Source organism: Paenibacillus sp. FSL M7-0134 (genome assembly GCF_038007865.1).
Taxonomy (GTDB): Bacteria; Bacillota; Bacilli; order Paenibacillales; family Paenibacillaceae; genus Paenibacillus; species Paenibacillus polymyxa_B.
Window position 1 is genome coordinate 1,237,977 of sequence record NZ_JBBOXV010000002.1, and the last position, 26,928, is coordinate 1,264,904.

Here is a 26,928-nt window from a genome sequence, read left to right on the forward strand (position 1 = left end):
TTACTGGCAGGCGGCTGTAAGCTGCAACGGGAGAAGTGTGTCTGAAAATGAATGTAGGGACGTATGCGTTTATTCCGGAACGGGATTTGGTTTATTCGTTTGCGGTGTTATTTTTCATAAGCGTATGGTCTGAAACGATTCATAACAGTCATTCTATATTCCTTGTATGCAAGCCGCAGCCTTCTGCGGCTTTTTTTATTGCTTCCGGGATCAAAAAACCGGACTGGGAAAGGATGATCGTGGTATGAGAACAATTTTGCGTATTCGCAATGTAGTAAAGGATTGGAACGGGACATCTTTATTTGAGAATGTGTCGCTGGATGTGATGGAAGGAGAACGGCTTGCACTGTTTGGAAGAAATGGAGCAGGTAAAACGACGCTATTGCGAATATTGCTGGGAGATGAAGCACCAACCTCTGGTCAAGTAGAGCATGATTTGCCACTGGAAGAGCGGGGCTGGCTGAAGCAGCAGGATACGGTGGCTTGGTCTCGAACCGCACTGGAGGCCGCACAACAGGCCAGCCCTCGGCATTGGCGTCTCAAACAAGTGTTGGGACAGCTGGAAGCTGACCTAGCCGATGCTGGGAAGGATATGGAGCATCATCTGGAGCGTTACGGCGAGCTAATGGATGAATACGAACGCCTGCAAGGCTTTGCCTGGGAGTCTGAGGTGGAAAAGGCGCTCACTCGAATGGGAATGCCTGTCCAGATGTGGTCCATTGCTTATGGTGACCTGAGTGGCGGCCAGAAGACGAGAGTGCGATTGGCCGGACTCATGGTCAGGCAGCCGAAGCTGCTAGTGTTGGATGAGCCGACCAACCATTTGGATGCCGAAAGCTTGCTTTGGCTGGAGCAGTGGCTGTCTACGTATCCGGGAACGCTGCTGTTTGTATCGCATGACAGAGCCTTTTTGGATCGGGTGGCTACGAGTATAGTTGAGCTCACATCGACAGGTATTGGGCGCTATAAAGGCGGCTATAAGGTATATAAAGCGCAAAAGGAGCGGGAACTGCGAGAGCAGGAAGCTAGCTATCGAAAGCAGGAGTTGGCGAAACAGGCGCTGGAGGAAACGATTCGAAATTACAGGGAATGGTTTCATCAGGCGCATCGTGGCGCATCCAAGGTTGAGATGGCCGTTACGCAGAGCTTTTATAAGGCCAAGGCTAAAAAAAATATTTCCCGTTATCATGCGAAGGAGAAGGAACTGGAGCGACTGGAGGCCAATAGAGTAGAGCAACCGCGTGAGGCTGCGTCTTTGCACATGAAATTAAGTGACAGCGGGTTTCAGGCAAAATATTTGCTGCGTGCTGAGCAGGTTGACTTTAGCTACGACGACCGTATCATTGTGAAAAATCTAAATCTGATCGTTGCACGTGGAGACCGTCTGGCTGTTCGGGGGCCCAATGGAATTGGTAAAACCACGCTGCTTCGGTTATTAACAGGTCAACTGGAGCTGCAGACAGGAAAAATCACAGCCAACCCACAGTTGAACATCGGATATTTTTCACAGGAGTTGGAGCAGCTTCCGGAGGATCAAACGTTGCTGGACAGTCTGCTTGCGCTCCCGACGATGACCCAAACAGAAGCGAGAACGGTGTTAGGCTGCTTTCTTTTTGCGAAAGAGGACGTGTTTAAAAGGATCGGGACACTTAGTATGGGAGAAAAATGCAGGGTAGCTTTTCTTCGTCTGTACTTTAGTGGAGCCAATTTGCTGGTGCTGGATGAACCGACGAATTATTTTGACATTGAAACCCGTGAAATTGTAGAGGATTCTTTGCGTAACTATGATGGAGCACTGGTGCTCGTCTCACATGATCGGGAGCTGGTGAGGTGCACGGCAACTCGGTTACTCGATATGAAGCCAGGGGGCGGATATGAAATCTATGAGGGGACAGCCGACGAAAAGCAAGAAGATGAGCTAAGCCGTCAACGGGAGCCAGAAGACCAGGAGCGGCGTGAGGAACGTCTTCGATTACAATTGCGTCTTACAGAGTTGATGGGAATGACGGGCACGAATGACGAAAATGAGAAGTTGTTGAGCGAAATCAGGCGCATTCGTGCAAATCTGGAGCGGTTGGATGATCTCGATATCTAAAGAAATGAACGTATGCCCTGCTTGCCAAAGCGCGGTAGTTTGCATATAATAATGAACAATAGTTCGAATTTTTGAAAATGTCTTGATGGAGAAGAGTAGACAGTGTCCGATTGAACAGGGAGGAAGCGCCGTAGGATTGAGAGCGTTTCTGCAAATACTGGGCTGTTGAAGTTCGCTCCGGAGCAGTTCCTTGAACCTCAGGCGCCATGTGAATGGCGAATGTGCAAGTAGGGGATACCGGTTCACGACCGTTACAACGTGCAGAGCGAGACGATGATGCATAGCATGAACAATCACCTGTAACTAGTTGCCGTAAGGCAGAACGCCGGGTGAGCTGAGCTTATTGTCTAACGAGGGTGGTACCACGGTCTTTTCGTCCCTTACCGGGAGAAAAGACCTTTTTTTGTTGTCTGAAAAGCTGGATATGAAGAAAGGGGACTGAACAGGCGATGAGCGAAACCATCCAAATGAAGGAACATTTGCTGGCCTTGAAGGAAGAAGCACTGGAAGTATTGGAGAAGGTGGCAACACCCAAGGAGCTGGCTGATTTACGGGTCAAATATTCGGGGAAAAAGGGCGCACTGACTGAAATCTTGCGCGGTATGGGCAAGCTGAGCGCGGAAGAGCGTCCGGTTGTTGGACAGGTAGCCAATGAGGTGCGCGAGGCGATTGAAGAAGTCGTTAACCGTAAGCAGGACGAGTTCACGAAAGCAGAAACGAATGAGCGTCTGCAAGCGGAAAAGATCGACGTTACGCTGCCTGGACGCGCGTTGCCGCAAGGTGGACTGCACCCGCTCAACAAAGTGATTGAGCAAATCGAGGATATTTTTACAGGTATGGGCTATCGAGTGGCTGAAGGCCCACAGGCAGAGACGGATTATTATAACTTCGAAGCATTGAACCTGCCTAAAAATCACCCCGCACGGGATATGCAGGATTCATTTTACCTGACCGAGGATCTGTTGATGCGTACCCATACGTCACCGGTTCAGATTCGTGCGATGGAAGCGATGAAGGGCGAAACGCCTATTAAGGTTATCTGTCCGGGTACAGTTTTCCGACGTGATGATGACGATGCAACGCATTCTTTTCAATTCCACCAAATTGAAGGGCTTGTCATTGGAAAAGACATTCGTATGAGTGATTTGAAAGGAACCTTACTTCAATTTGCACGCGAAATGTTTGGAGAATCGACCGAAATCCGTTTGCGACCAAGCTTCTTTCCGTTCACAGAGCCGAGTGCTGAAGTAGACGTGACTTTTGTGAAGAAAAATGGCGAACGTGTATGGATCGAAATTTTGGGCTGTGGCATGGTCCATCCGAAAGTGCTGGAGATGGGCGGTTTTGATCCCGAGGTGTACAGCGGCTTTGCATTCGGTATGGGTGTAGAGCGGATTGCTATATTGAAATACGGTATCGACGATATTCGTCATTTTTATAACAGTGACCTGTCGTTCCTGAAACAGTTTGCGCGTCAATAAACAACTATATCAAGGGAAGTGAACCCATATGAAAGTATCATTCGAGTGGCTGTCCGAGTATGTATCGCTGGATCAGGTAAGCGCGGAGGAGCTAGCAGAGAAAATCACCCGTTCGGGTATAGAAATTGATGAGGTCGAGCAGCGCAATCAAGGGATTACTGGCGTTGTTGTCGGCTATGTTAAAAGCAAGGAAAAGCATCCAGATGCTGATAAGCTGAATGTATGTATTGTCGATGCAGGTCAGGAGGAAGATCTGCAAATCGTGTGTGGTGCCAAAAACGTGGATGCAGGTCAAAAGGTTCCTGTTGCAGTTGTAGGGGCAAAGTTGCCGGGAGATTTCCACATTAAAAAAGCCAAGCTACGCGGTGTTGTATCTATGGGCATGATCTGCTCGGCCAAAGAACTGGGGATGAATGACAAGCTGCTTCCAAAGGAATTGCAAGAAGGTATTTTGGTGCTGCCTGAGGATGCTGAAATTGGTATGCCAATTACGAAGCTGCTGGCGCTGGATGATCAGGTACTGGATTTTGATCTGACACCCAACCGTTCGGATTGCCTGAGCATGCACGGAGCAGCATATGAAGTGAGTGCGATTCTGGGACGTGACATTTCGCTGGCTGACCCGGCTAAGGATCTGGTGGAAATTAGCGATGCAGCAGCAGATCATCTGTCTGTGAAGGTAGATACTCCTGAACTGTGTACACACTATGCGGCCCGTTATATCACAGGTGTAAAAGTGGCTGCTTCCCCATTATGGATTCAAAACCGTCTGATGGCGGCAGGTGTTCGTCCGATCAACAACATCGTAGATATTACGAACTACGTCATGCTGGAATACGGTCAGCCGCTGCATGCTTTTGATGCGGATAAGCTGGAAAATGGAAATATTGAAGTTCGACTCGCTCGTGCCGGCGAAACATTGATTACACTTGACGATCAGGAGCGTAAGTTGGAGCCGCATATGCTGCTGATTACAGACGGTGTGAAACCAATTGCATTGGCAGGCGTGATGGGTGGAGCCAACTCCGAGGTTACGGATGCGACGGTCAGCATTGCGCTGGAATCTGCGAAGTTTGACGGCGGTACAGTTCGCAAAACATCCCGTCAACTTGGACTGCGTTCGGAAGCAAGTCTGCGTTTTGAAAAAGAGGTTGATCCAGGAGCTGTTGTGCCTGCTGTGAATCGTGCAGCTGCGCTGATTCAGCGTTATGCGGGAGGCGCTGTACACCAGGGCATCGTAGAATCTGCGTCTGCAAAAGCTGAAAACCGCATTATCAAGCTGTCGCTAGATAAAATAAACCGATATTTGGGAACCGAACTGTCTTTGCTTGAGGTGAAAACGATTTTCGGTAGACTTCATTTCGGATGTGGCGACGCAGAGCAAGGGGTACTGGAAGTTGAAGTACCTACACGCCGTGGAGATATTACCATTGACGTGGACTTAATCGAAGAGGTAGCTCGTCTGTATGGTTACGACAATATCCCGACCACGCCGATTGAAGGGCCGACAACTCCGGGAGCTTTGACAGCATCGCAATCATTGCGCCGCTCCCTGCGCAGATTGCTGGCTCATGGTGGTTGGCAGGAGACGATCAGTTACTCTTTTGTACATCCGCAAAGTACGGGGTTATTTAATGCCCTGACAGAAGGTAGCCATCCGGTACGTTTGGCTATGCCTATGAGCGAAGACCGTAGTGTTTTGCGTACGAGTATCATTCCACAGATGCTGGATACAGCAGTGTACAACATGAATCGCAAGCAAGACAATCTGGCGATTTTTGAGATGGGAACGGTATTTTATACAGAGGAACAAACATTAACCCGTCAGCCGCAGGAAATTCAAGTGCTTAGTCTACTGCTGACTGGGGTACGCCGTGAAAAACAATGGAATATTGGTGCTGAAAAGGTTGATTTCTTTGATATTAAAGGCGCGCTTGAAACGGTGTTTGACTATTTCGGGTTGAGTGCCAGCATTCGTTATGTGGCTGACCAACCGCAAAGCTACCATCCGGGCCGTTCCGCTTCGGTATGGCTGGATGTGAATGGGAACTCTCAACGGATCGGTACCATTGGGCAGATTCATCCGGAGCTTCAACAATCTTATGGGCTGAATGATACGTATGTAGCGGAAATTGCGTTGCAACAGGTCGTTGAACACGCAAACTCTCATAGTCAGTTCAGAGAGTTGGCTCGCTTCCCATCCGTGGAACGTGACATTGCCCTCGTGGTAAATAAAGACGTTGAGGCAGGTGAACTGCTTCGTGTTATTCACGCTGCAGGCGGAGAGCTATTGCAGGATGCGCGAGTGTTTGATGTATTTACAGGCAGTAAGCTTGGTGAAGATAAGAAGAGCGTAGCTATCTCTCTGACCTATCGTCATTGGGAACATACGTTGACGGATGAAGAGATCAATGCGGCGCATACTCCTGTCGTTACGTCTCTGGAACAAACTTTTGGAGCGGAATTGAGAAAGTAGCAGGAAATGCGGGAAGCCGTATCGAATCTTAGTGACAGAGGTTCGATACGGCTTTTTGGCCTATCATCATAGAAGCTCTCTTACTCTGATATTTACCCGCTGCGGGGAAGCCGGACTAATAAGGTTGAACGCTTCACGGAAGGCGGGTTACCATAGTACCGGACACACCTTAGAATCAACATACAGTAGTATTGAAGGAGGGCATAATTGTGACTACACCAGATCGTACTCGCGTCACTGTAGAGATCTACGGTACTTCTTATAAACTCGTCGGCAGCAATACCGATTATATGAAGCAGGTTGCTAATTACGTGGATGAGCGTATGCACAGCATTTCTCAAGCTCATTCGCGTCTGGATATGCCCCGAATTGCCGTGCTGGCTGCGGTTCATATGGCAGAAGAAGCTGTACAAATCCAGGAAATTCAGAGTCATATGAACCGCTTAGCAGCGGAACGAGCAGAGCTCCGGGGAGATCTGGCGCAACTCCAGACGGCTCTAGGGGAACAGCAGCAAAAAAATACAGATATGCATCAATCTCTTATTCAACTAAAGGAAGAAAAGGAAGCAACGCAGAAGAAGCTGATGGAAACCGAATCTGTATCAGCCAAGGAGATTGCCCAATTGAAGGCAAAGCTGGAACAGCATGAGAAAAAAGCGGCTGAACTTGAAAATGGACAAAAACAAGCTAAACGTGAATTGGAGGAGTCTCGTCAAGAAGCTTCTCGCAAGCTGAAAGAGCAGCAGGAGGCGGCCAATGCCCGTATCCGGCAGATAGAAGAGCAGATGAAGAAGGAAGTATCCGAAGCGGCTAAACAGGCTGAAGCCAAGCTGTCAACTGCAGAGAAGACACATCAGGAGCAAAAGCGTACAGAACTGGACAAGCTGCGATCTGCTTTGCAGCAAGAGCATAGTAAGAAGGTAAGCGAATGGCAGACCAAGTGCTCCGAGCTGAATGAGCAGCTGGAGCAGGAACGTAAACAGGCTGAATTGGCGTTGAATGAAGAAAAGCTACAGCATCAGGAAGCGCAGAAACAAGCTGATGAAGCTGCACTGGAGCAGGAGATTCGGGTCGAGGAGCTTCAGGAACAATTAGAACAAGTACAGGCAGGCAGTACAGAGCTTTCTTCTCGTCTGGGAGAGGCTCAAGAGCAAGCAAGAGTACTGAAGCAACAACAGTCCGAGCTGGAGTCTGTGCTGGAAACACAGCGACAGGTTGCGATAGAGCGAGAGCAGGCAGATACGCTTGCACGTGAAGAACTGCAAAGCCGATATGATCAATTAGAAGCTGAAGCCAAGGCTGCGCAGCAGCGGACGGCTAAGCTGGAGGAAGAACAGCGGCGGATGCAGAAGCTGCTGGAGCAAGCTCACGTATCTTCTCGCAAGCTGCAAAGTGAGCTGGCAACGCTAGCTGAAAGCGAGAAGTCATGGAAGAAACTTGCAGAAGAACGCCAGTTGGCAGTTGATGAGCTGGAGCTCTCCCTGCTGGAAGCACGTGAACAGAAGGAAGCAATACAGGAGCAATTACAGCACGCAGCGGCTGAGCTCGAAGCTATTAATGATAAATTTGCTTCACAACAGCAACGGCTAGTTCAACTCGAAGCGAGAATCAAGGAGCTTTCACCTGAGCTGATTCGTGTTCAGGATGAGCTTGAGAAAGCCAAAGTCCGAGAGCAAGAGGGAGCTAAGGCGTATCAATCGCTTCAGGAGCAATATGGAAGCATGAAGAGCCGAGCTGGACAGCTGGAGCAAAATATCAAGCAGCTTCAACAGGAAGATCACGAGCGGCGGAGTAAGCTGGAACGTGCTGAGGAAGAATCTCTGGAGTGGCAACTTAAATACGATCAGTTGAAGGCAGAAGCGGAACGTCTGGAAGCTGAAGATGCTGCCCGTAAGGAAGAATTTGCATCTTGGGAACGTGAAATAGCGGTAACAGTTGAACAAAAGGAACAGCTTCAGGAGGAGACTCGTTTGGCGGTTGAAGCTGCCAAAACGGCGAAAGCTGAGCAGCAGTCCATAGAGCAGGAACGAATGGCCTTGCAGTCTGAATTGGACGAAGTGGGTCAAAAATATGAAATGGCGGCCCATCAGCTTCGTTTGTTACAAGTACAACAGGACGTAGATCGGGAAAATACGGAGAAGATTTCTACAGAATTACGTCAATTACAGGAAGAATACACTAAGCTTCAAACGGAGTACAATGAATGGATTGAACTTATCGAACAGGATCAGTAGATACGGATTATAAATGTATGGCAATCCCCGGCTGCTCATCGCCGGGGATTGTTTACTTATTGTATCCACTCAGAAGTGTTTATGACAAAAAGCTGTCCTTTGGCAGACGAAATCTGCTTCGGGACAGCTTTGCCGGGAGGGTCTACTGAAATTATTTCCCGTCTTTGCGACCGGCTTCAAACGGTGTCGATACCGGAATGAACAGGTCGATAATCCCGATAACCAATGCAGCGAGCAGTGCGCCCAGAACAGAAACACTGACATTGGTCACCACATACTGAGCGATCCAGATAACCAGAGCGCTCACTAGAAAACCTACGATACCGCGTCCAAATGGAGAAACGCGTCGGCCGAACACTGCCTCGATGATGTAACCAACCAAGGCAATGACAATGGCAAGAATCAGCGCGCTCCAAAAGCCGCCTACACTAAATCCGGGAACGATCCAGCTTACGACCATCAGCACCAGAGCGGCAACGATGAAACGTACAATGTGCCCGAGAATGCTCACGGAATAACCTCCTTTGTTTTTTGAATTTACAGGGTTAGACAAAGGTTAGTGTGTGGCATGAAGAGCTTTCTTATGTGTAAAACAGAGTTGGCAAATAGCGTAAGTTTGCTGCTTTCGGTATAATATAGATATAAGTGAAAGGAGTAGTGAAGTTGGACTCTAAAATTTTCAAAACCCTTGAATATCAAAAAATTCTAAATAAACTAAGTCACTATGCCCAAACGGCAACGGGACAACAGACAGCCCTTCGACTACAGCCCAGCGATGATTTGGAGCATATCAAGAAAATGCTGAAAGGCACGGATGAGGCTTATGCTGCTGATCGCCTCAAAGGAGTGCCTTCATTTAACGGAGTAGTAGATATCACTCCGGCGGTGAAGCGTGCCCGTATTGGTGGAACGTTAAGCCCGCAGGAGTTGCTTGGCATTCGGACAACAGTTCAGGCCGCACGCCGTATACAGGTATACGTGACAAGTTTGCATGAGGAAAATCCTGTCGAAACATTGCTGTATTGGAGTGAGCAGCTTTCGGAGCAGAGAGGTTTGGAAAACTCCATTAAAGGCTGTATTGACGAGAATGCAGAGGTGCTGGATTCTGCCAGCACAGAGCTTTCTCAAATCCGTCGGGAGCTGCGCTCGGGAGAAGTGCGTATTCGTGAAAAGCTGGATTCCATGATTCGTTCCTCAACTGTCTCCAAAATGCTTCAAGATCAGTTGATTACGATTCGCGGAGATCGGTTTGTGATCCCGGTTAAGGCCGAATACCGTTCTTATTTTGGCGGAATTGTTCATGATCAATCCGGGTCTGGTGCAACATTGTTTATCGAGCCTGAATCCATCGTAGCCATGAACAATAAGCTGAGGGAAACAAGGCTGAGAGAAGAGCGTGAAATTGAAGTCATTTTACAAAAGCTGACCGCACTCGTCGCAGAACAAGCAGATATGTTGCTGTATGATGTGGACATTTTGGGCAATCTTGATTTTATTTTTGCAAAAGCGCGTCTCGCCCGTGAAATGAAGGCAACCTTACCTTTAATGAATGACCGCGGATATTTAAAGCTGAAAAAGGGCAGACATCCTCTAATTCCGTTGGAGCAGGTTGTTCCCATTGATGTGGAGTTAGGCAATTCATACACCTCTATTATCGTTACCGGACCGAACACAGGGGGGAAAACCGTTACCCTGAAAACCATTGGCCTACTTAGCTTGATGGCGATGTCTGGACTGTTTGTACCTGTTGAGGATGAAAGCCAGCTGTGTGTATTTGATGCAATCTATGCCGATATTGGTGACGAGCAGAGCATTGAGCAAAACTTGAGTACATTTTCCAGTCACATGACCAATATCATTAGCATCCTGAAAAATATGACGCCAAAAAGTCTTGTATTGCTTGACGAAGTGGGGGCAGGAACGGACCCCGCAGAAGGTTCGGCTCTGGCTGTATCTATTTTGGAGCATATACATGCCATGGATTGCCGCATGGTTGCGACGACTCACTATAGTGAATTGAAGGCGTATGCCTATGAGCGCAAAGGAATTATTAATGCAAGCATGGAGTTTGATGTCGCTACATTAAGCCCGACTTACCGCCTTCTGGTCGGTGTACCCGGACGAAGTAATGCATTTGCCATTGCCGAGCGATTGGGATTGCCAGGGCGTATTTTAGACTATGCCCGTGGTGAGGTAACGGAAGAAGACCAGCGCGTTGAGCACATGATCGCGTCACTGGAGCAGAACCGTTTGACAGCTGAGCAAGAACGGGAAAAAGCGGAGCAGCTACGTAAGGAAATGGAAGCATTGCGTAGCCGTCATCAGATGGAGCTGGATAAGCTGGAGTCCCAACGGGACCGTATGCTGGAAAAAGCTGAGGACGAAGCAAGGGTTCTCGTGGATAAGGCTCGTAGTGAAGCAGAGAAAATCATTACTGATTTGCGTAAATTGGCTCAGGAAGAAGGGGCCTCGGTTAAGGAGCATAAGCTGATTGCAGCTCGCAGAGAACTGGATGAGGCTGAACCGAAACAACGCAAAAAAAGTACCGTCAAACGCCCGGCTGCTACGCGTACTCGTTCTATCATGGCTGGCGATGAAGTATCCGTCCACAGTCTAAATAAAAAAGGCCACGTGGTTGAACTGTCCGGTACCAAGGAAGCTGTGATTCAACTGGGAATCATGAAGATGAAGGTCAGTCTGGATGATCTGGAACTACTGCAACCTGCACAAACAACGACTCCAAGAGTTCAAAAACCAGTGACTGGCGTTAAGCGGACACGGGATGATAACGTACGAAGTGAACTTGATCTTCGGGGGGCGAACGTGGAGGAAGCCTTGATGGAAGTGGACCGCTTCATGGATGAAGCGTTTCTGGCCAATCTGGGTCAGGTACACATTATTCATGGTAAAGGTACGGGTGTCCTGAGAACCGGTATTCAGGAGTACCTCCGCAAGCATAAGCATGTGAAAAGCTACCGTATCGGTAATTACAATGAAGGCGGCACAGGCGTAACAGTTGCTGAATTGGAATAGCTAGGGGTTGCCGGCTTTGCCCGGGAACGCTTGGTAGAACGGGAGGGACGAAGTGAAGATGGCGATTGATGAATTGCTGTCACATCCGTTGGGGATGATGCTGGGTTATTTCTCGGTGGCGGTGCTGGAGCTAATTGTATTTTTGTCGTGTTTTGAGCTGGTAACCCGCTATAAATGCTGGGAAGAGATCAAGCGCGGCAATGTTTCGGTAGCCATGGCTACGGGAGGGAAAATGTTCGGTATTTGCAACGTACTCCGCTTTGCAATGGAAGCCAAATCCAGTGTGTATGATACGATGATTTGGTCGTTCGTTGGCTTTTTACTGCTTCTTGCGGCGTACTTTCTTTTTGAGTTTCTGACACCGGTATTTTCTATCGATCAACAGATTAAAGAGGATAATCGTGCTGTCGGCTTGTTCTCCATGATTATTTCCATATCTTTATCTTATGTGATCGGTGCCAGTGTAACTTAACACATCTTGTATACTAGAGCTTGGTATACGCTTGGAACGGAAGGATGATAAAGCTTGGAAATGACTATTTGTCCATGGTGTAACATGGAAATTATTTGGGATGAAGAATTAGGACCTGAGGAAGAATGTCCTTATTGCCATAATGATCTGAAAGGGTACTCTGACATCACCGATGATGAAGATGAGTCTGTTTCTCCACCTGTTCATAGACATGCCGGTGAGCATGGACATGAAGAGACGAAACATGATCATGTGGCTTCTGTAACCCCGGCGCCCCACTCTCATGGAAAAGAAGACCTGAAGGGTTATCGGACATTGAGTATTCAGCTCGGTGATGATGAGGAGCAGGATATTTTATATGAGGCAGAGGATGAAATCGTAGTTGAAAAACCGGTTGATGCACCGTTGTTGCAGGATAATGAGCTTCATAAGTTGCCTGTGCTGCATACTTTGCAAAAATTTGAAGAAAGCGGTGCGGATCTGATGGCTTATGAACAAGGCGCTGAACAAATACTCGACAGACAAGATGAGGTTCTTGAATGTTCTCAATGTGGGGAGTACATGCTGCATGCAGGTTCGCAAACCGTAACCAGAGAAGGTTTTGAACCGTCGATGTCTCCAGCGCTTGGCAAGCCCGTTCTGGATTTGCCGTTCGTCTTGAATGTTTATGTGTGCCCTAGCTGCTTCCATGTCCAGCAGACACTGTCAGAGAATGACCGACTGCGGATGCTGGAGAAGCTCAGCGGTATTTCCAACAATTAAATAGCAATTCCCCGGATAGGTCCAAGCTCAATACGGGCATCTTAAATCGAAGAAATCTTTGAACAAGCTGGCTTGAAATAAGCTGATTGGTGATTTTTCGGTTAGGGGGAACTGCATTGAAATCAAACCTGAACGGACAATCCATTCTGCTATTAAGCTTGAATGGATTGTTTGTGTTTGCAGCAGCATTGTCAGGCACATTTCTTAACGTGTATTTGTGGAAAAGCAGGCAGGATTACGCGATGATCGGCTGGTTTAATGTCAGTCAACAAATTGCACTGGGAATTATGGTCTGGGTGGCTGGAAAGTGGGTCAAGGAACATAACAAAATGAATGCCCTACGCGTGGGGACCGCATTATCAGGCCTATTTTATCTGATCGTGTTATATACGGGACCGCAGGCTGTGAACTACATATGGCCGCTCGGGATGCTGCTGGGTGCAGCATTAGGTTTATTCTGGCTGGCGTTTAATGTGATTTTTTTCGAAGTCACGGATCAGGCAAGCCGTGATCATTTTAACGGATGGGTGGGTCTGCTGGGCTCGTTTTCTGGTATAGTGGGTCCTTGGCTGTCCGGTTGGATTATTGCCCGTATGGAGGATGACGCAGGTTATCGCGTGATATTCAGTATTTCCTTGGCCTTTTATGTCGTAGGAGTGGTGCTTAGTTTCTTTCTTCGCAAACGTAAGCCGACAGGAAATTACAATTGGAAAGAGCCCAAGCAACGATTGTCACAAAAAGGGAGTATGTGGCGTCCGTTGTCGTTATCGCTTATTGCCCAGGGCATCCGTGAAGGGGTGTTTGCCTTCCTGATTACGCTGCTCGTATATGTAGCTACCCAACAGGAATGGAAGCTGGCACAGTTTTCACTTATCACCTCGGCGGTATCATTTTTCAGCTTTTGGGCTGTCGGAAAATGGCTCAAGCCACACTATCGTTCGGCGGGTATGCTGTTGGGTGCCGTGTTGTTGGTGATCGCGCTATTACCGTTATTGTGGCGTATGGAGTATAGCACACTACTGATTATGGGGATCGGCACCGCTTTATTTATGCCTTTATATTTAATTCCCATGATTTCTGCGAGCTTTGATTTAATGGGTACGAGTAAAGGAGATGCCAATCAGAGAGTGGAACTGGTTGTGTTGCGCGAACTATGCTTAATGGTAGGCCGATTGACCGGAACACTCATTTTCTTGGGTGTCCTAAGTATCAGCAAGGCTCCTACGGCGATGATCTGGTTGTTGATTGGCCTTGCATTGATGCCAGTGCTCGGATGGTTTTTTATGCGAAGTGTGCTGAAAATGGAACAAAAGACGAAGCAGAGCAAATCTCATTCCCATGCACAACGCTGGCACAAGCAAACCGAATAGTTTGAAAATACATTAAAAAAAGCCTCCAGACCCAATTAGTAGGGGAAAGAGGTTCTTTTTGTATTCATATGTTAAACCATCGGTTCCGTTGTTTCAGGCGAGGGCTTGGTAGTACGGTTTAGAGAATAAAGCTCCATTTCAGGTCGGTGTGTGCCCGTCAGTTCATCAGCCAATAGCTGTGCGGCCATCATACTCGTAACCGTCCCATTTCCCCCGTAACCCTCCAAAAAATAGCAGTTTGGAAAACGTGGATGTGGACCAATATACGGCAAGCCGTCGTGAGAGGAGCCGAATACAGCCGCCCAAGCATAGTCGATCTGAAATGGAACACCGGGAAAATGCTCCTGTAGTGTTTGCAATAGCTTTTGCTGTTGGTGTAGCAGCCTGATTTCACGTTGATTGGCGTCCAGTACAGGTTCATCCAAACCACCAATAATGATGCGTCCTTCCGGTGTTGAGCGTATGTACAGATAAGGACGAGCAGTTTCCCAGATCAGACACTGCTCATGCCACAAGGGAACATCTCCGATTGGATTGGTGGCGATAGCATAAGAGCTTTCCAGAACGGCTCCGCGATCTGTTTTAATCTCCTGTGTTTCATAACCTGTTGCAAAAATGATTTTTTTCGCTCGGATAATTCCACCGCTGGTATGACAAACAACTTCATTTTCGTTGAATTCAAAATGCTTGGCTTCCGTATGCTCATATAAGCGTACACCGAGACGGCTGGCGGATTGCAACAGTCCTTGAGCAAACAAAAATGGATTAACCTCAGCATCTTCGTGTGTGTACAAGGCTGCTGGTTTTCGAAAAGGAAATCGGGCTGCAATCTGTTGCTCATCCCAGTATTCGACGGGAAATCCAAACCGGGTTAGCTGTTTGTACTCTTCCTGAAGCGTCTGCACATCCTCCGATGTACTTGCATAGTACAGGCTACTGCGGCGTATAAAGAATGGATCAATTTCCAGCGTGGTAGACAGTTTTTCCAACTGATCCAGAGCATCTTTGCACATACGGTAAAACAGTACACCGTTCGTTTCACCAAACGTATTGATGAAGGAGGTTAAGGTCTTATCATTGCTATATTGCAGCAGTCCGGTATTGGCCGAAGAACTTCCATGTACCAGCTTGCGTTTATCAATAACCACGGTGTCTATCTGTCGTTCTCCCAATAGCCGGGAGCAGATGGACCCACCCATCCCGCCTCCGATGATCAGTACATCACAATTTAAATCCTCTGCCAAAGGCGGAAAATCCGATGTTTGCTCCAAGGTACTCGGCCAATACGTATTCCCGCTAATCAATTCCATATAAACAGCACTCCTTATAGGCAATATGTAGTATCTCTTATGTGTACATAGTATTTCGCCAAACGGACAAGATAACCAGCGTGCAACAAAACATTTAAGGAGGCACAGAGACTATGCAATCTACCAACATGCAACCCTTGACAGGCAAAGAGCTGGAGTACATCGTGGACTCCATTTCCAATGAAGAACTGCTGCTCAAGCAATGTACGGCGACAGCAGCATCCATTCAGCATCCAGCCATTCAGCAAGCTTGTCTGCAATTCGCGAGAACTCATGAGAACCACCTGAACCTGCTTTCCAATGCACTTCAACAGCACCAGCAGCTTGCTCCTATGCAACCGCAGCAGTAATTATGGATTAACCAATAAAGGAGGTAATATCACGATGTTTTCACAGAACAATACGTCATTTATGCCCGAAGAAGATTTGCTCTATACCATTCTTGCCGATATGAAACGCACGGTGGGAGAGTATACAACAGCGACAACGGAATCCAATTGTCCGTCTGTGCGTCAGATGTTCACCGACCTTACGAACGATACGCTGCGCCTACAAGGCGATTTGTATCGTCTGATGAGTCAGAACAATATGTACTCCACTTCGTCAAAAGCACTGCGCATCGATTTGGACAAACAGATTCAAGAAGCTCGCAAGACCCAACACGAATGCCAACAGTTCATTCAGCAAAAGTCGTCATCAGCGGGGGGATATGGTCAACCTATGCATCAGCAAGGGCAGCCTACTCACCAAAATAACCCTTACTATATGTAAACGGGATATTCCGTTTTTGAAGCAATTTCCCATAACAGCCGTCCGTCTGCCGGGTTTACCGGGGCGGACGGTTTTTCTTTGCAGGTTTAAAGTGCGTATTGTATGATGTATAGTAATCTCTTTCGATGGAGGCCTTATGTAGAATGACAGAGCTAAATGGTTTGAAATTAAAAGTGCTGGAATTGTTAAAAGAAGATGCAAGAAGAACACCGACTTTGTTGGCTACTTTACTGGGGGTTGATGAGCAGGATGTACGCACCTCAATTAAAGAGCTCGAAGACCAACATGTAATCGTTAAGTACGCCGCCGTAGTCAATTGGGATAAAGTCGACGACGAAAAGGTTACTGCTTTGATTGAAGTACAGATTACACCCGAGCGTGGAAGAGGATTTGAAGGTATTGCAGAACGGATTTATTTGTATCCGCAAGTTAAATCGGTTTATCTCATGTCTGGAGCATACGACTTGCTGGTAGAAGTTGAAGGCCGCAACCTCCGTGAGGTCGCTAATTTTGTGTCGGAGAAACTGTCTCCTATTGACTCGGTCTTGTCCACCAAGACTAATTTTACGCTTAAAAAATACAAGCAGGACGGAATTATCTTTGAGGATCATCAGGAAGATAATCGTCTGGTGATTTCGCCGTAAAGGAAGATCATGATGAATCTCAAAACAGAAACATTTACCGACAGTAACAAAGCCATGAGTTCCTATTTGTCCCCGTTGGTGCGCGAAATTCCATCTTCGGGCATTCGTAAGTTTTTTGACTTGGTGGGTGGCAACAAGGATATTATTACCCTTGGTGTAGGCGAACCGGATTTTACAACCCCTTGGCATATGCGGGAAGCCTGTGTCTATTCATTAGAGCGAGGTTTTACCAGCTACACGTCTAATGCGGGAACGCCAGAACTGCGTGAAGCGATTAGTGATTATCTGAATGAGCAATTTGAAGTTAATTATGATCCTAAAAATGAGATTATCGTGACCGTTGGGGGAAGCGAGGCGATTGATCTTGCCTTGCGTGCGTTAATTGTACCTGGCGACGAAATTCTCGTGCCCGAGCCGTGCTACATTTCATATTCTCCAATCACTTCAATTGGAGGCGGGATTCCGGTAGGTATTGAAACATTTGCTAAGGATGAATTTAAGCTGACGGCTGAGGCGTTGGAGGCAAAAATTACACCTAAATCCAAGGTGCTGATTTTATGCTATCCGAGTAATCCAACTGGGGCTACGATGACTTATGAAGATTGGCTTCCGATTGCCGAAGTCGTGGAAAAGCATGATTTGATCGTCATTTCTGATGAAATTTATGCTGAATTGAATTATGGAGAGAAGCATGTTAGTTTTGCCGCTATGCCTGGTATGATGGATCGTACGATTCTCGTCAGTGGTTTCTCCAAAGCCTTCGCCATGACAGGCTGGCGTATTGGATATACATGCGGACATCCAGATCTGATTGCGGCTATGCTCAAAATCCATCAGTACACCGTAATGTGTGCGCCTTCTATGGGGCAAGTTGCGGCACTGGAAGGCTTGCGGAATGGTTTGGGTGAGAAAGATCGTATGGTAGAAGCCTATAATCAGCGTCGCCGTCTGATGGTTGAAGGGTTCCGGGAAATCGGCCTGGAGTGCCATGAGCCAAGAGGGGCTTTTTATGTTTTCCCTAGTATTCAAAGCACGGGACTTAGCTCAGATGAATTTGCACAGCGTCTATTGGCAGAGGCTAAAGTTGCGGCTGTACCGGGTAATGTGTTCGGTTTGGGAGGCGAAGGCTATCTTCGTTGCTCATACGCGACTTCTGTTGCTCAGCTGACGGAGGCACTGGATCGGATTGGTCATTTTGTAGAAAAAGTAAGAAAAGAAGGTTAAAATTATTTTTTTATGGGTAATTCATAAAAAATAGTCTTTTATTTCTAAATTTCTATGCTATAATTTGAATTCGAAAGCAGGAAGTTCAATTTTTCAATTGTAGGAGGAATGCTCATGTCATATGTTGGATATAATTCGTCTAGTTCAATAGGATACGACATTTCCCTAGAAGATGAAATTTTGTTCCTGCGCAATGAGATGATGCGGACGTTTCAGGAAGAGCAGTCCTTCACCTCTGATCTTGTCATCGAGATTAGTTGCAAGCTCGATTTGAAAATCAATGAATACATGAAAATGTATGGTACGGAATGCAAGGTTTAACCGTGTGAAGTCAGCCAAAGGTAAGAAGGAGGCCGTAGGGCCTTCTTTTTTTGCGTTCACAACTTATGATATATTAATGGCATGGAAGAGGGGGCGTACATATGAGAACAGGGCTAAAAAGGCTATCGCCATGGATTATCGGAATGTTGACACTTGTATTATTGGCTGGATGTGGGGGACGGGACAAGGACAGCTTCTCCATTTTTATTATGGATAAAGGGGATGCTTCAGTCATCCGTGAAGAGCTGGCACAAAAGCTTAAGGATAAGCTGGGCGAACAGGCTCCGACTATTGAGATTTCAGTCAGTCCGCTGTATAACCAGCAGAAGCTGGTTGTAGAATATGCGGCCGGGGAGCATGATCTGTTTCTTTTGCCGGAAGAGGACATGAAGCTGTATGGACAGAATGGTTCGAATCTGCCGTTAGATGATGCTTTTGACAAGAAGACGTACGCTCGGGGCGTGTTCGAGGGCGGCGTATTTAAGAAGAAGGGGCAGGAGGAAGAAGAAACAGATGTAAGCAAGGAAACTCATTTGTTCGGAATTCCGGTGGAGCAGATGAAGATGTTTAAGGAGCTAAAATATAACTCAAAAACATTATTTGCTACCGTGCCGCCTCGTACAAGCAATAAGGAAGAAGCCATCAAGGTGCTGAAAGCACTTACGGAATGATAAGGGGGATGGAGTAATATGGGGATCTATACCAGAACAGGTGATGAAGGACAAACTTCTGTGATTGGAGGTCGAGTGTCCAAAGATGATGACCGTGTGGAGGCATACGGTACAATTGACGAGCTGAACAGCTTTGTAGGACAAGCGATCAGCTTTGCCGAAGGGGAAAAGTTTGCGGATATTCGGACTCAATTGGAGGAAATACAGCAGGAGCTGTTTGATTGTGGTTCGGATTTGGCGTTTGTTAAAATCAGTGAAAGCAAATATAAGGTGAAAGACGAGCTGGCAGAGCGACTGGAAGGCTGGATTGATGCATGTCAGGAGGAAAATCCGAAGGTGGAGCGTTTTATTATACCGGGTGGTAGCACATTATCCTCAACGCTTCATGTTTGCCGTACGGTTTGCCGACGCGCGGAACGCCGTGCTGTTACACTAGGTAAACATACGGACATCAATCCGGCGGTACGTCGGTATTTGAACCGTCTTTCCGATTATTTCTTTGCCGTTGCTCGCACAGCGAATGTCCGTCAGGGTGTGCCCGATGTCGAATATGTGCGCAGCAAAAAAGTGTTCCGCAAATAAGGAGGCAACCGGGAATTTGTGATGAGCTTGTACTATGAACCTATCGTATATACGATCCCTCCTGAGGAGGAGGGCATGCTGTTGAAGACTATTTTACAAAAACGTATGAACATTTCTCGAAAGTTAATATCCAAACTCAAGCTGACCGAGCAAGGTATTATGCTGAACGGGACACGTGTGTACATCAGCGTTAAGGTAAAGTCCGGGGATCAAGTAGAAATTCGCATGGAGCGCGAGCGTTCTGATGATATTTTACCTGAACCCATTCCTTTTGAGATATTGTTTGAGGATGAACATTTGTTAGTGGTGAACAAGGCGGCGGGTATGATTGTCCATCCGACTCACGGTCATTACACAGGAACACTGGCTAATGGGGTTGTGCATTATTGGCAGGCCAAGGGAGAACTGTTCCGGTTTCGTCCTGTTCATCGTCTTGATCAAGAGACGACGGGTGTGCTGGTAGTAGCCAAAAATCCGTATGTACACCAGCATATTTCTGAGCAGATGATTGCGGGAACGGTGGATAAGCGCTATACGGCTCTGGTGCATGGGCGTCCTGAGCTGCAGGAAGGTAAGGTAGACGGACCGATTGACCGCAACCCGGATAATCCGCATTTACGTATGGTGACCCCGGATGGTTATCCTGCCCTTACGCTGTATAAGCTGGAGGAAGTGTGGAACGGGGGAAGTCGCATCGGACTAAAGTTGGAATCCGGGCGTACGCACCAAATTCGAGTGCATATGACTTATATCGGTTGTCCGTTGATCGGAGATAAAATGTACCGGATTACACCCGATGATGCTGCGCAACGTGAACGATATGATCAGCTTGATGCCAGGATGCCTCGACAAGCCTTGCATGCCTCAGAACTGTCCTTGGAGCATCCTGTAACCGGGGAGCGGCTGACGTTCTATGCTCCTCTACCTGAAGATATGGCTGAAATGCAGGAGCTATTAAGAGCGCAATATTTTTCAGAATAAAATATAAATAAGCTATCGAAACCAAATGGAGGTTAATCTAGCGATGAGCCAACTGAAAGTATATCAGTATTCTAAATGCAGTACCTGTCGTAATGCAGTGAAATGGCTGCAAAACAAGGGACATGAGACGGAACTTATTCCTATTTTTGAACAGCCGCCCGGCCCGGAGAAATTGGAAGATTTAATTCGAAAAAGCGGGCTGGAGCTGAAAAAGTTTTTTAATACAAGCGGTGAGGTGTACAAAGAGCTAAAGCTGAAAGATAAGCTTGGAGACATGAGTCGTGAAGAGCAAATTTCGCTTTTATCCTCGAATGGAAGATTAATCAAACGCCCGATTGTAACCGACGGGAACAAAGTAACGATAGGATTCAAAGAGGAAACATTTGAGGACACATGGGGAGCTCAATAACGCCCAATTTACACTCACGATATGTTATACTGTGGGGGTTAAATATTATGATGAATGGGAGCAATACAATCTGTGACACAACGCAATGAACAATCCGTAATGCTGGTTGACGGCATGGCCCTGCTATTTCGCGCTTATTATGCAACCGCCGCAAACGGTTATATCCGTCGTACAAAAGCTGGGGTGCCAACGAACGCCATCTATGGTTTTATTCGATATTTTTGGGATGCAGTCCAAACGTTTAATCCTACACATGTCATTTGCTGCTGGGATATGGGCGGAACGACATTCCGTGGGGAACATTTTGCTGCGTATAAAGGAAACCGAGCCGACGCACCGGATGATTTGATTCCCCAATTTACATTGATTCGTGAAGTGACGGACAGCCTCGGCATACCCAACATTGGAGCGGAAGGCTTTGAAGCCGATGATTGTATCGGTACGCTTGCACGTCATTATTCGCAAAATGAGGACATGGATGTAATGATTCTCTCAGGAGATCATGATTTACTTCAATTAGTGGATGAGCGGACACGGGTCATTATTATGAAAAAAGGGCACGGCAATTATATGGTATACACTCCGGAGACCCTGCTGACTGAAAAAGGGCTTAAGCCACGCCAAGTGGTGGACCTTAAAGGCCTGATGGGGGATGCAAGCGATAATTATCCAGGAGTACGAGGTATAGGTGAGAAAACGGCACTCAAGCTGGTGCAGGAATACGACTCTATTGAGGGCATTCTGGAGAATCTGGATCAATTAACACCCTCGGTCCGTAAAAAAATTGAGAGTGATTTGGATATGCTGCATCTTTCACGCAAACTTGCTGAAATTCACTGTGGTGTACCTGTAGCATGTGCTTTGGATAGCTGTCTGCTGACGCTGGATCACGTGCAAATTGTAGACAAGTTTGAGCAGCTTGAAATGAAAAGCTTGTGTACATTGATGGGTGTCGCAACCGGATCTTAATGAAGCTGTTAGGCTTGGTACGTACAATTCAGGTAAAGTAAGTAATATAGGGACGCTGACGCTTGATGCGTTAGTGTCCTTATTTGTATACCCATATGTCGACGGAGTTATATAGTCATGTGAAGGATTATATACAATTGCGATAAGGGGATTGACCTCAGGTACATTTCAGGTGAATATAGTGGAGAGAGAACCGGATTATCGAAAGGGGACAACAGCAACTATGACAGTATTGGGAGCAATTGAGGCAGGCGGTACCAAATTTGTATGTGGAATTGGCAACGAACGTGGAGAGGTACTGGAACGGGCGAGCTTTCCAACAACCACCCCAGCAGAAACAATGGAGAATGTCATCGCATTTTTTGAAGGCAAGGGCATTGAAGCATTGGGCGTAGGCTCGTTCGGGCCGATTGATCCTATCGAAGGTAGTGATACATATGGCTATATTACAACAACGCCAAAGCCACATTGGGGAAATTACAATCTGATTGGCAAACTGAAAGAGCATTTTGATGTGCCTATGGGGTTTGACACGGATGTGAATGGAGCAGCACTTGGTGAGTCTATTTGGGGTGCCGCCAAAGGATTGGACAACTGTCTGTATATTACGATAGGTACAGGCATCGGGGCGGGTGCTTTGGTTGGTGGAAAGCTGATACATGGATTATCCCACCCGGAAATGGGGCATATTCTGGTACGTCGTCACCCAGAAGATACTTACGAGGGGACATGTCCTTATCACGGAGATTGTTTGGAGGGACTGGCAGCAGGTCCTGCGCTCGAAAAAAGATGGAAGGTTAAAGGACATGAGCTTTCTGTCGATCACTCGGCCTGGGAAATGGAAGCGTACTATCTGGCACAGGCTTTAATGAGCTATGTATTAATCCTGTCACCGCAAAAAATTATTATGGGCGGGGGAGTGATGAAGCAGGACCAACTGTTCCCGCTCATTCGTACCAAGCTTCAAGAACTTTTGAACGGATACGTACAGCATTCGAGTCTGACAACAGATATTGAGCAATATATCGTATCTCCGGGATTGGGTGACAATGCTGGATTGTGCGGTGCTCTGGCATTGGCAAAGGAAAAGCTGAATCATTAGAATTTATGGTTGACGGCACTCCAAGGTACGGTTATTATATAGGCAACAGTATAGTACGGCTCAAAAAGGGAAGCACCTTTCTTGCGAATACGCAGGATGGGTGCTTTTTTTTGCGTTTTTGTGTTGTGCGGGACTGTCTTTCAACGATATGAGGGAGGAAGAAATCATGGATATTGTATTTTTAAATCGCTTGTCCAAACGAAATGAACAGGGCTATGAGGACTTTGCTCAGGTATGGATTGGGCAGCATGAAGGGGGATGGAGTGCAGGCTGGAGCACACAGCATGTCCCGGATGAAAGTATAGACGACCTTTGGTATGAGGGCAGCTTGTGGCAGGAATTACTACATGTATACCGTCATGAGCTGGCGCTCAAAATGGCTGAGGGCTATAGGCCCTTAATCCATGGCGTATTTCATGAGCAAGAAGGATCATCAGGACGAGGACAAACGCTGCAAAAGCTGTATTGCTACAGTGATTTGTTTCCACGTGATGAAGTGTATGAGCAGTTGACGATGTGGAGACGGCAAAAGGCAGCAACGGAACGAAAAGCACCTTATTTTATCGCTACGAATCGGCTGCTTCGACTCATTAGCGTCTATCTTCCCCATACCGAAGAAGAACTGTTGGAACTGCCTGGTATGGGTCAGGGTAAAGTGTCGCAATATGGGACGGAGCTATTGGCTATTACGACACAAAATGACCGGACCACACCATTTCCGTTAAACTGGGTAACAGAGACGCTGGAAGAAGAAGTTTTTTTGTCATGGCTATACAAGCAAAAAGAGAACCAGTACAGGCAGGAGCTGAACAAATTCAGCCTAACTAGAACGATTATCGAAGGCATTTCGGACGGTCTTTCACTGGAGCATATCGGAATGAAGACAGGTTTGCATCGTAGAGAGATGATTGAAGCTGTGGAGCATTTGGACAGGGATGGCATTGATATGGAGAAGCTGATCCGCAAGGAGTTGGTGAATGTATCTGAGGAGGAGCAGGCAGCCATCTGGTCTGCTTATGAAGAGTTGGGGGATACGCTGCTCAAGCCCGTCATGCTGAAAGTGTATGGGGAAGAAAAGGCAACCGAAACAGGACTGGATCAAATTTACGAGCGTCTGCGTCTGATCCGTATACGGTTTCGTCATCAGCAGGTACCCGACCGACATGTTGGATAATATAGAACTGATTGAATAAAGCTAAAGTATTAAAGTACATTCAGGGTTCAACATACTAAAAAGCAGCAGCGAGTTCCACACAGGACACGGCTGCTGCTTTTTATGACCAAGCTGAAAATCGAAAAAAGTATCCAACTCGGTACTTTTCCCCCCTGTTCTTTTTAAACCCAGTCTTTCTTGCGGAAAATACAGAACATACTGACACCTAATGCCACCATAATACCAATGACGACAAAATAGCCATAACGTGTATGAAGCTCAGGCATATTATCGAAGTTCATCCCATATATTCCGGTAATGACTGTCAATGGCATAAATACGGTCGTAATTGCCGTAAACACACGCATAATTTCATTGGCACGGTTGGCGATACTGGATTGATAAGCTTCTCGAAGGTTACCCATCAAGTCGCGGTAAGTTTCAAAAGTCTCCGAAATTTTCACAGCATTTTCATAAATGTCGCTGAAATATTTTTGCAATTGATCGTCGATGAGCCGCAAATCCCGTTTGTTCAGGGTATTGATGACTTCTTTTTGTGGACCCAGCACTTTTTTCAGCCACAGAATCTCACTTCGTAAGCCGATGATTTCGTTCAAATGCGACTTTTTCGTATGCATTAGAATATCTTCTTCCAGCTTCTCAATGCGGACCTCAATCCGGTCACCAACCAGAAAATAGTTGTCAACAATCAAGTCGACCAACAGATACATAAAACGGTCAGGCTGGCTGACTTCTTGCTCCCACAGCATAGGCTTGAGGGTACGAAGCTCATTTATTTTCTGCTTGGTCACCGTAATGATAAAATGGCGGCCGAGAAAAATGTTCAAAGCTCGCAAAAATATTTCTTCATCATCAAAACGAATGCTATTTACAACGATAAAATAATGGCTTTCATAAATTTCAATCTTCGGACGCTGTTCTTCTTCACTCAAACAGTCTTCTACTGCAAGATCATGCATGGAAAATAAAGGCTGGAGCACTGTCAAATCATCGACATCGGCATCAATCCAATAAAAACCTTCTGCCGGTGCAGTAAGCGCCATTTCAATTTCTTCGACAGGGGTAAAAACCCCGTTGTTGACCAAACGGATTTTCATATATGTCACTCCTTATGCTCCGTCGTAACGGAAATACGTTTACCTTAAGCATAAGGAATGGACTCAGTTAGCCAGTTAGCCGGTGCGGGTAAGCGTGCACTCCCATCAAAAGCCGGAGGCTTTTGGAGCATGCAGAGCCTGGCGTCCCGTCTTTCGGCAAGCTGAAGTCATTCCTATGCTGTTGTTCAGGGATCGCCGCCTATTCGGACTCGGGTCGCCTTCCATTCCGGATTCACCTCTCAAATGTTCTTTTTTAGATTGCCACAGTATCGCAGGAAACACTCAAATCTGCACTACTGCTCCATATTTTTGCCTAATAGCACTTGTATAGTATAACGCTCGGCCTACGGCCTTTCAAGCGCAAAATCATGGGCTAAATCAACAGTAGTGGCAAGAGCTTCAACGATAGGAGGGATATGATTTAACCTATGGAAAAGGTAGACAAAATGTGAATGCAGGGTACAAATTTAAAAGTCCCATCTTGACGAAGCCCAGCCGATGCATTAAAGTGAACAACAAGAACTTTGTGAACCTAAAATGAATATAGCGAAATCTTATCAAGAGCAGGTGGAGGGACTAGCCCGATGATACCCGGCAACCGGCGATTTTAATCGCACGGTGCTAATTCTTGCAGGACGCGCGCTTTGTACAAAGAGCGTTGCCCTGACAGATGAGAGAGGCGCATATGGATACAAATATGACCTTTCTCTAACCTGAGAAAGGTCTTTTTATTATATGCCCGGCATCTCAACAAGACGATTTTCGCAAAACTTACCGAACAAGGAGTGAGTTTACATGCCGATTAAAATCCCAGACACGCTACCTGCCAAGGAAGTGCTGGAGGGCGAAAATATTTTCGTAATGGATGAAAGCTTGGCTTATCATCAGGATATTCGTCCGTTGCGTATCGCCATTTTGAATTTAATGCCTACAAAGGAGACGACGGAAACCCAACTGTTGCGCTTGGTCGGCAATACGCCGCTGCAAGTGGACGTCACGCTGGTGCACATGAAGTCTCATGTATCCAAAAATACATCGCAAGAATATTTGAACATGTTCTATAAAACGTTTGACGAGATCAAGAACAGTCGTTTTGACGGCATGGTCATTACAGGAGCCCCGGTTGAACAGCTTGAGTTTGAGGATGTGAACTACTGGGAGGAGATCCAGCAAATCTTTGAATGGACGAAAACGAATGTAACTTCGACCATGCATATCTGTTGGGCCTCACAGGCAGGCTTATACCATCATTTCGATGTCCCTAAATACGGGCTCGACTACAAATGCTTTGGCGTATTTCCACACACCGTGATTAAACCTAAAGTAAAATTGCTACGCGGCTTTGATGAATTGTTTTATGCTCCTCACTCCCGACATACTGAGGTTCGGCGGGAAGATATTGATCATATTGCCGAATTAGAAGTTTTATCCGAATCCGAGGAAGCTGGAGTGTACCTCGTAGCCACGCTTGACGGTAAACAAATTTTTGTAACTGGGCACTCTGAATATGACCCGCTTTCCCTGAAATGGGAATACGACCGCGATGTGGCCAAAGGAATGGATATTGAAGTCCCCAAAAATTATTTTCCTAATGATGATCCCAAGCGCACACCACCCTCAATCTGGCGGGCACACGCCAATTTATTATTCTCGAATTGGCTGAACTATTATGTATACCAAGAAACACCTTACGATATCGGGCCCCAGATTTAAAAAGGGGCTTGTAGTTTACCCTTGTACAGTACCACCT

General features: G+C 46.8%; 24 protein-coding genes and 1 riboswitch. Of the genes, 21 read left to right on the forward strand and 3 right to left on the reverse strand.

Features of this window, described 5'->3' with window-relative positions:
- Positions 1-244 precede the first annotated feature (244 nt).
- The 4 genes from abc-f (at position 245) to zapA (ending at position 8,286) form a co-directional block, all read left to right on the forward strand.
- A complete protein-coding gene (gene abc-f / locus NSQ58_RS21225; protein WP_341058158.1) occupies positions 245-2,095 on the forward strand; it encodes a ribosomal protection-like ABC-F family protein in 1,851 nt (616 codons plus the stop codon).
- Positions 2,096-2,544: 449 nt separating this feature from the next.
- Positions 2,545-3,576 carry a phenylalanine--tRNA ligase subunit alpha gene (gene pheS / locus NSQ58_RS21230; RefSeq protein ID WP_269321413.1) on the forward strand — a complete coding sequence of 344 codons (1,032 nt, stop codon included), beginning with the start codon at positions 2,545-2,547 and terminating at the stop codon, positions 3,574-3,576.
- A 28-nt stretch (positions 3,577-3,604) separates the two neighbouring features.
- Positions 3,605-6,052 (forward strand): phenylalanine--tRNA ligase subunit beta, encoded by a 2,448-nt coding sequence (pheT, locus tag NSQ58_RS21235; RefSeq protein ID WP_341058159.1) that lies wholly within the window; start codon positions 3,605-3,607, stop codon positions 6,050-6,052.
- A 209-nt stretch (positions 6,053-6,261) separates the two neighbouring features.
- The gene (zapA, locus tag NSQ58_RS21240) at positions 6,262-8,286 is read left to right on the forward strand and encodes a cell division protein ZapA (RefSeq protein WP_341058161.1); all 2,025 of its coding nucleotides are present in this window, start codon (positions 6,262-6,264) and stop codon (positions 8,284-8,286) included.
- 151 nt (positions 8,287-8,437) lie between these two features.
- Here the strand turns inward: zapA and NSQ58_RS21245 are convergent, their stop codons facing one another.
- Positions 8,438-8,797 carry a phage holin family protein gene (locus NSQ58_RS21245; protein WP_023987773.1) on the reverse strand — a complete coding sequence of 120 codons (360 nt, stop codon included), beginning with the start codon at positions 8,795-8,797 and terminating at the stop codon, positions 8,438-8,440.
- 152 nt (positions 8,798-8,949) lie between these two features.
- Here NSQ58_RS21245 and NSQ58_RS21250 point away from each other — a divergent pair, with 152 nt between their 5' ends.
- The 4 genes from NSQ58_RS21250 to NSQ58_RS21265 all read left to right on the forward strand — a co-directional run bounded on the left by NSQ58_RS21250 (position 8,950) and on the right by NSQ58_RS21265 (position 13,923).
- Positions 8,950-11,319 (forward strand): endonuclease MutS2, encoded by a 2,370-nt coding sequence (locus tag NSQ58_RS21250; RefSeq protein WP_341058163.1) that lies wholly within the window; start codon positions 8,950-8,952, stop codon positions 11,317-11,319.
- A gap of 58 nt (positions 11,320-11,377) precedes the next feature.
- Positions 11,378-11,791 carry a DUF350 domain-containing protein gene (locus NSQ58_RS21255; protein WP_013309402.1) on the forward strand — a complete coding sequence of 138 codons (414 nt, stop codon included), beginning with the start codon at positions 11,378-11,380 and terminating at the stop codon, positions 11,789-11,791.
- Between the two features lie 54 nt (positions 11,792-11,845).
- Positions 11,846-12,553: a hypothetical protein gene (locus NSQ58_RS21260; protein ID WP_068940106.1), complete on the forward strand. Its 708-nt coding sequence runs from the start codon at positions 11,846-11,848 to the stop codon at positions 12,551-12,553.
- A 116-nt stretch (positions 12,554-12,669) separates the two neighbouring features.
- Positions 12,670-13,923: an MFS transporter gene (locus NSQ58_RS21265; RefSeq protein WP_023987777.1), complete on the forward strand. Its 1,254-nt coding sequence runs from the start codon at positions 12,670-12,672 to the stop codon at positions 13,921-13,923.
- Positions 13,924-13,994: 71 nt separating this feature from the next.
- Here NSQ58_RS21265 and NSQ58_RS21270 read toward each other — a convergent pair whose 3' ends face one another.
- The gene (locus NSQ58_RS21270) at positions 13,995-15,233 is read right to left on the reverse strand and encodes an NAD(P)/FAD-dependent oxidoreductase (protein ID WP_341058165.1); all 1,239 of its coding nucleotides are present in this window, start codon (positions 15,231-15,233) and stop codon (positions 13,995-13,997) included.
- Between the two features lie 113 nt (positions 15,234-15,346).
- Between NSQ58_RS21270 and NSQ58_RS21275 the strand changes: the two genes are divergently transcribed.
- From NSQ58_RS21275 to NSQ58_RS21330, 12 genes are all read left to right on the forward strand, one after another.
- The gene (locus NSQ58_RS21275; RefSeq protein ID WP_013309406.1) at positions 15,347-15,583 is read left to right on the forward strand and encodes a hypothetical protein; all 237 of its coding nucleotides are present in this window, start codon (positions 15,347-15,349) and stop codon (positions 15,581-15,583) included.
- 34 nt (positions 15,584-15,617) lie between these two features.
- A complete protein-coding gene (locus tag NSQ58_RS21280) occupies positions 15,618-16,004 on the forward strand; it encodes a spore coat protein (RefSeq protein WP_013309407.1) in 387 nt (128 codons plus the stop codon).
- A 143-nt stretch (positions 16,005-16,147) separates the two neighbouring features.
- Positions 16,148-16,648: an Lrp/AsnC family transcriptional regulator gene (locus tag NSQ58_RS21285; protein ID WP_023987779.1), complete on the forward strand. Its 501-nt coding sequence runs from the start codon at positions 16,148-16,150 to the stop codon at positions 16,646-16,648.
- 12 nt (positions 16,649-16,660) lie between these two features.
- Positions 16,661-17,872, forward strand: a complete 1,212-nt coding sequence (locus NSQ58_RS21290) for an aminotransferase class I/II-fold pyridoxal phosphate-dependent enzyme (RefSeq protein ID WP_025723315.1) — start codon at positions 16,661-16,663, stop codon at positions 17,870-17,872.
- 114 nt (positions 17,873-17,986) lie between these two features.
- Positions 17,987-18,193 (forward strand): aspartyl-phosphate phosphatase Spo0E family protein, encoded by a 207-nt coding sequence (locus NSQ58_RS21295; protein WP_023987781.1) that lies wholly within the window; start codon positions 17,987-17,989, stop codon positions 18,191-18,193.
- A 101-nt stretch (positions 18,194-18,294) separates the two neighbouring features.
- Positions 18,295-18,864 (forward strand): hypothetical protein, encoded by a 570-nt coding sequence (locus NSQ58_RS21300; RefSeq protein ID WP_023987782.1) that lies wholly within the window; start codon positions 18,295-18,297, stop codon positions 18,862-18,864.
- Positions 18,865-18,882: 18 nt separating this feature from the next.
- On the forward strand, positions 18,883-19,446 hold the full coding sequence (locus NSQ58_RS21305) for a cob(I)yrinic acid a,c-diamide adenosyltransferase (protein ID WP_028542959.1): 564 nt from the start codon (positions 18,883-18,885) through the stop codon (positions 19,444-19,446).
- Between the two features lie 21 nt (positions 19,447-19,467).
- Positions 19,468-20,427, forward strand: a complete 960-nt coding sequence (locus NSQ58_RS21310) for an RluA family pseudouridine synthase (protein WP_025723311.1) — start codon at positions 19,468-19,470, stop codon at positions 20,425-20,427.
- A 43-nt stretch (positions 20,428-20,470) separates the two neighbouring features.
- Positions 20,471-20,836: an arsenate reductase family protein gene (locus NSQ58_RS21315; protein ID WP_341058167.1), complete on the forward strand. Its 366-nt coding sequence runs from the start codon at positions 20,471-20,473 to the stop codon at positions 20,834-20,836.
- A gap of 72 nt (positions 20,837-20,908) precedes the next feature.
- Entirely contained in the window at positions 20,909-21,805 is an 897-nt protein-coding gene (locus NSQ58_RS21320) for a 5'-3' exonuclease (protein ID WP_013309415.1), read from the forward strand.
- A gap of 223 nt (positions 21,806-22,028) precedes the next feature.
- A complete protein-coding gene (locus NSQ58_RS21325; protein WP_075153967.1) occupies positions 22,029-22,907 on the forward strand; it encodes an ROK family protein in 879 nt (292 codons plus the stop codon).
- 166 nt (positions 22,908-23,073) lie between these two features.
- Positions 23,074-24,081 (forward strand): HRDC domain-containing protein, encoded by a 1,008-nt coding sequence (locus NSQ58_RS21330; protein ID WP_028542957.1) that lies wholly within the window; start codon positions 23,074-23,076, stop codon positions 24,079-24,081.
- A gap of 161 nt (positions 24,082-24,242) precedes the next feature.
- Here NSQ58_RS21330 and corA read toward each other — a convergent pair whose 3' ends face one another.
- Complete coding sequence (gene corA, locus NSQ58_RS21335) at positions 24,243-25,178, reverse strand: magnesium/cobalt transporter CorA (RefSeq protein ID WP_053325030.1); 936 nt, start codon at positions 25,176-25,178, stop codon at positions 24,243-24,245.
- Between the two features lie 551 nt (positions 25,179-25,729).
- A riboswitch (SAM riboswitch) is annotated at positions 25,730-25,855 on the forward strand.
- A 118-nt stretch (positions 25,856-25,973) separates the two neighbouring features.
- On the opposite strand from corA, the gene metA reads away from it, so the two are divergent.
- Entirely contained in the window at positions 25,974-26,891 is a 918-nt protein-coding gene (gene metA / locus NSQ58_RS21340) for a homoserine O-acetyltransferase MetA (RefSeq protein WP_053325031.1), read from the forward strand.
- Positions 26,892-26,928: the final 37 nt, after the last annotated feature.

Bases quoted from the DNA above. Each gene is read 5' to 3' on its own strand.
- abc-f (WP_341058158.1), top strand. From the start codon at position 245: ATGAGAACAATTTTGCGTATTCGCAATGTAGTAAAGGATTGGAACGGG.
- pheS (WP_269321413.1), top strand. From the start codon at position 2,545: ATGAGCGAAACCATCCAAATGAAGGAACATTTGCTGGCCTTGAAGGAA.
- pheT (WP_341058159.1), top strand. From the start codon at position 3,605: ATGAAAGTATCATTCGAGTGGCTGTCCGAGTATGTATCGCTGGATCAG.
- NSQ58_RS21255 (WP_013309402.1), top strand. From the start codon at position 11,378: ATGGCGATTGATGAATTGCTGTCACATCCGTTGGGGATGATGCTGGGT.
- NSQ58_RS21270 (WP_341058165.1), bottom strand. From the start codon at position 15,233: ATGGAATTGATTAGCGGGAATACGTATTGGCCGAGTACCTTGGAGCAA.
- NSQ58_RS21275 (WP_013309406.1), top strand. From the start codon at position 15,347: ATGCAATCTACCAACATGCAACCCTTGACAGGCAAAGAGCTGGAGTAC.
- NSQ58_RS21280 (WP_013309407.1), top strand. From the start codon at position 15,618: ATGTTTTCACAGAACAATACGTCATTTATGCCCGAAGAAGATTTGCTC.
- NSQ58_RS21285 (WP_023987779.1), top strand. From the start codon at position 16,148: ATGACAGAGCTAAATGGTTTGAAATTAAAAGTGCTGGAATTGTTAAAA.
- NSQ58_RS21290 (WP_025723315.1), top strand. From the start codon at position 16,661: ATGAATCTCAAAACAGAAACATTTACCGACAGTAACAAAGCCATGAGT.
- NSQ58_RS21295 (WP_023987781.1), top strand. From the start codon at position 17,987: ATGTCATATGTTGGATATAATTCGTCTAGTTCAATAGGATACGACATT.
- NSQ58_RS21300 (WP_023987782.1), top strand. From the start codon at position 18,295: ATGAGAACAGGGCTAAAAAGGCTATCGCCATGGATTATCGGAATGTTG.
- NSQ58_RS21305 (WP_028542959.1), top strand. From the start codon at position 18,883: ATGGGGATCTATACCAGAACAGGTGATGAAGGACAAACTTCTGTGATT.
- NSQ58_RS21310 (WP_025723311.1), top strand. From the start codon at position 19,468: ATGAGCTTGTACTATGAACCTATCGTATATACGATCCCTCCTGAGGAG.
- NSQ58_RS21315 (WP_341058167.1), top strand. From the start codon at position 20,471: ATGAGCCAACTGAAAGTATATCAGTATTCTAAATGCAGTACCTGTCGT.
- NSQ58_RS21325 (WP_075153967.1), top strand. From the start codon at position 22,029: ATGACAGTATTGGGAGCAATTGAGGCAGGCGGTACCAAATTTGTATGT.
- NSQ58_RS21330 (WP_028542957.1), top strand. From the start codon at position 23,074: ATGGATATTGTATTTTTAAATCGCTTGTCCAAACGAAATGAACAGGGC.
- corA (WP_053325030.1), bottom strand. From the start codon at position 25,178: ATGAAAATCCGTTTGGTCAACAACGGGGTTTTTACCCCTGTCGAAGAA.
- metA (WP_053325031.1), top strand. From the start codon at position 25,974: ATGCCGATTAAAATCCCAGACACGCTACCTGCCAAGGAAGTGCTGGAG.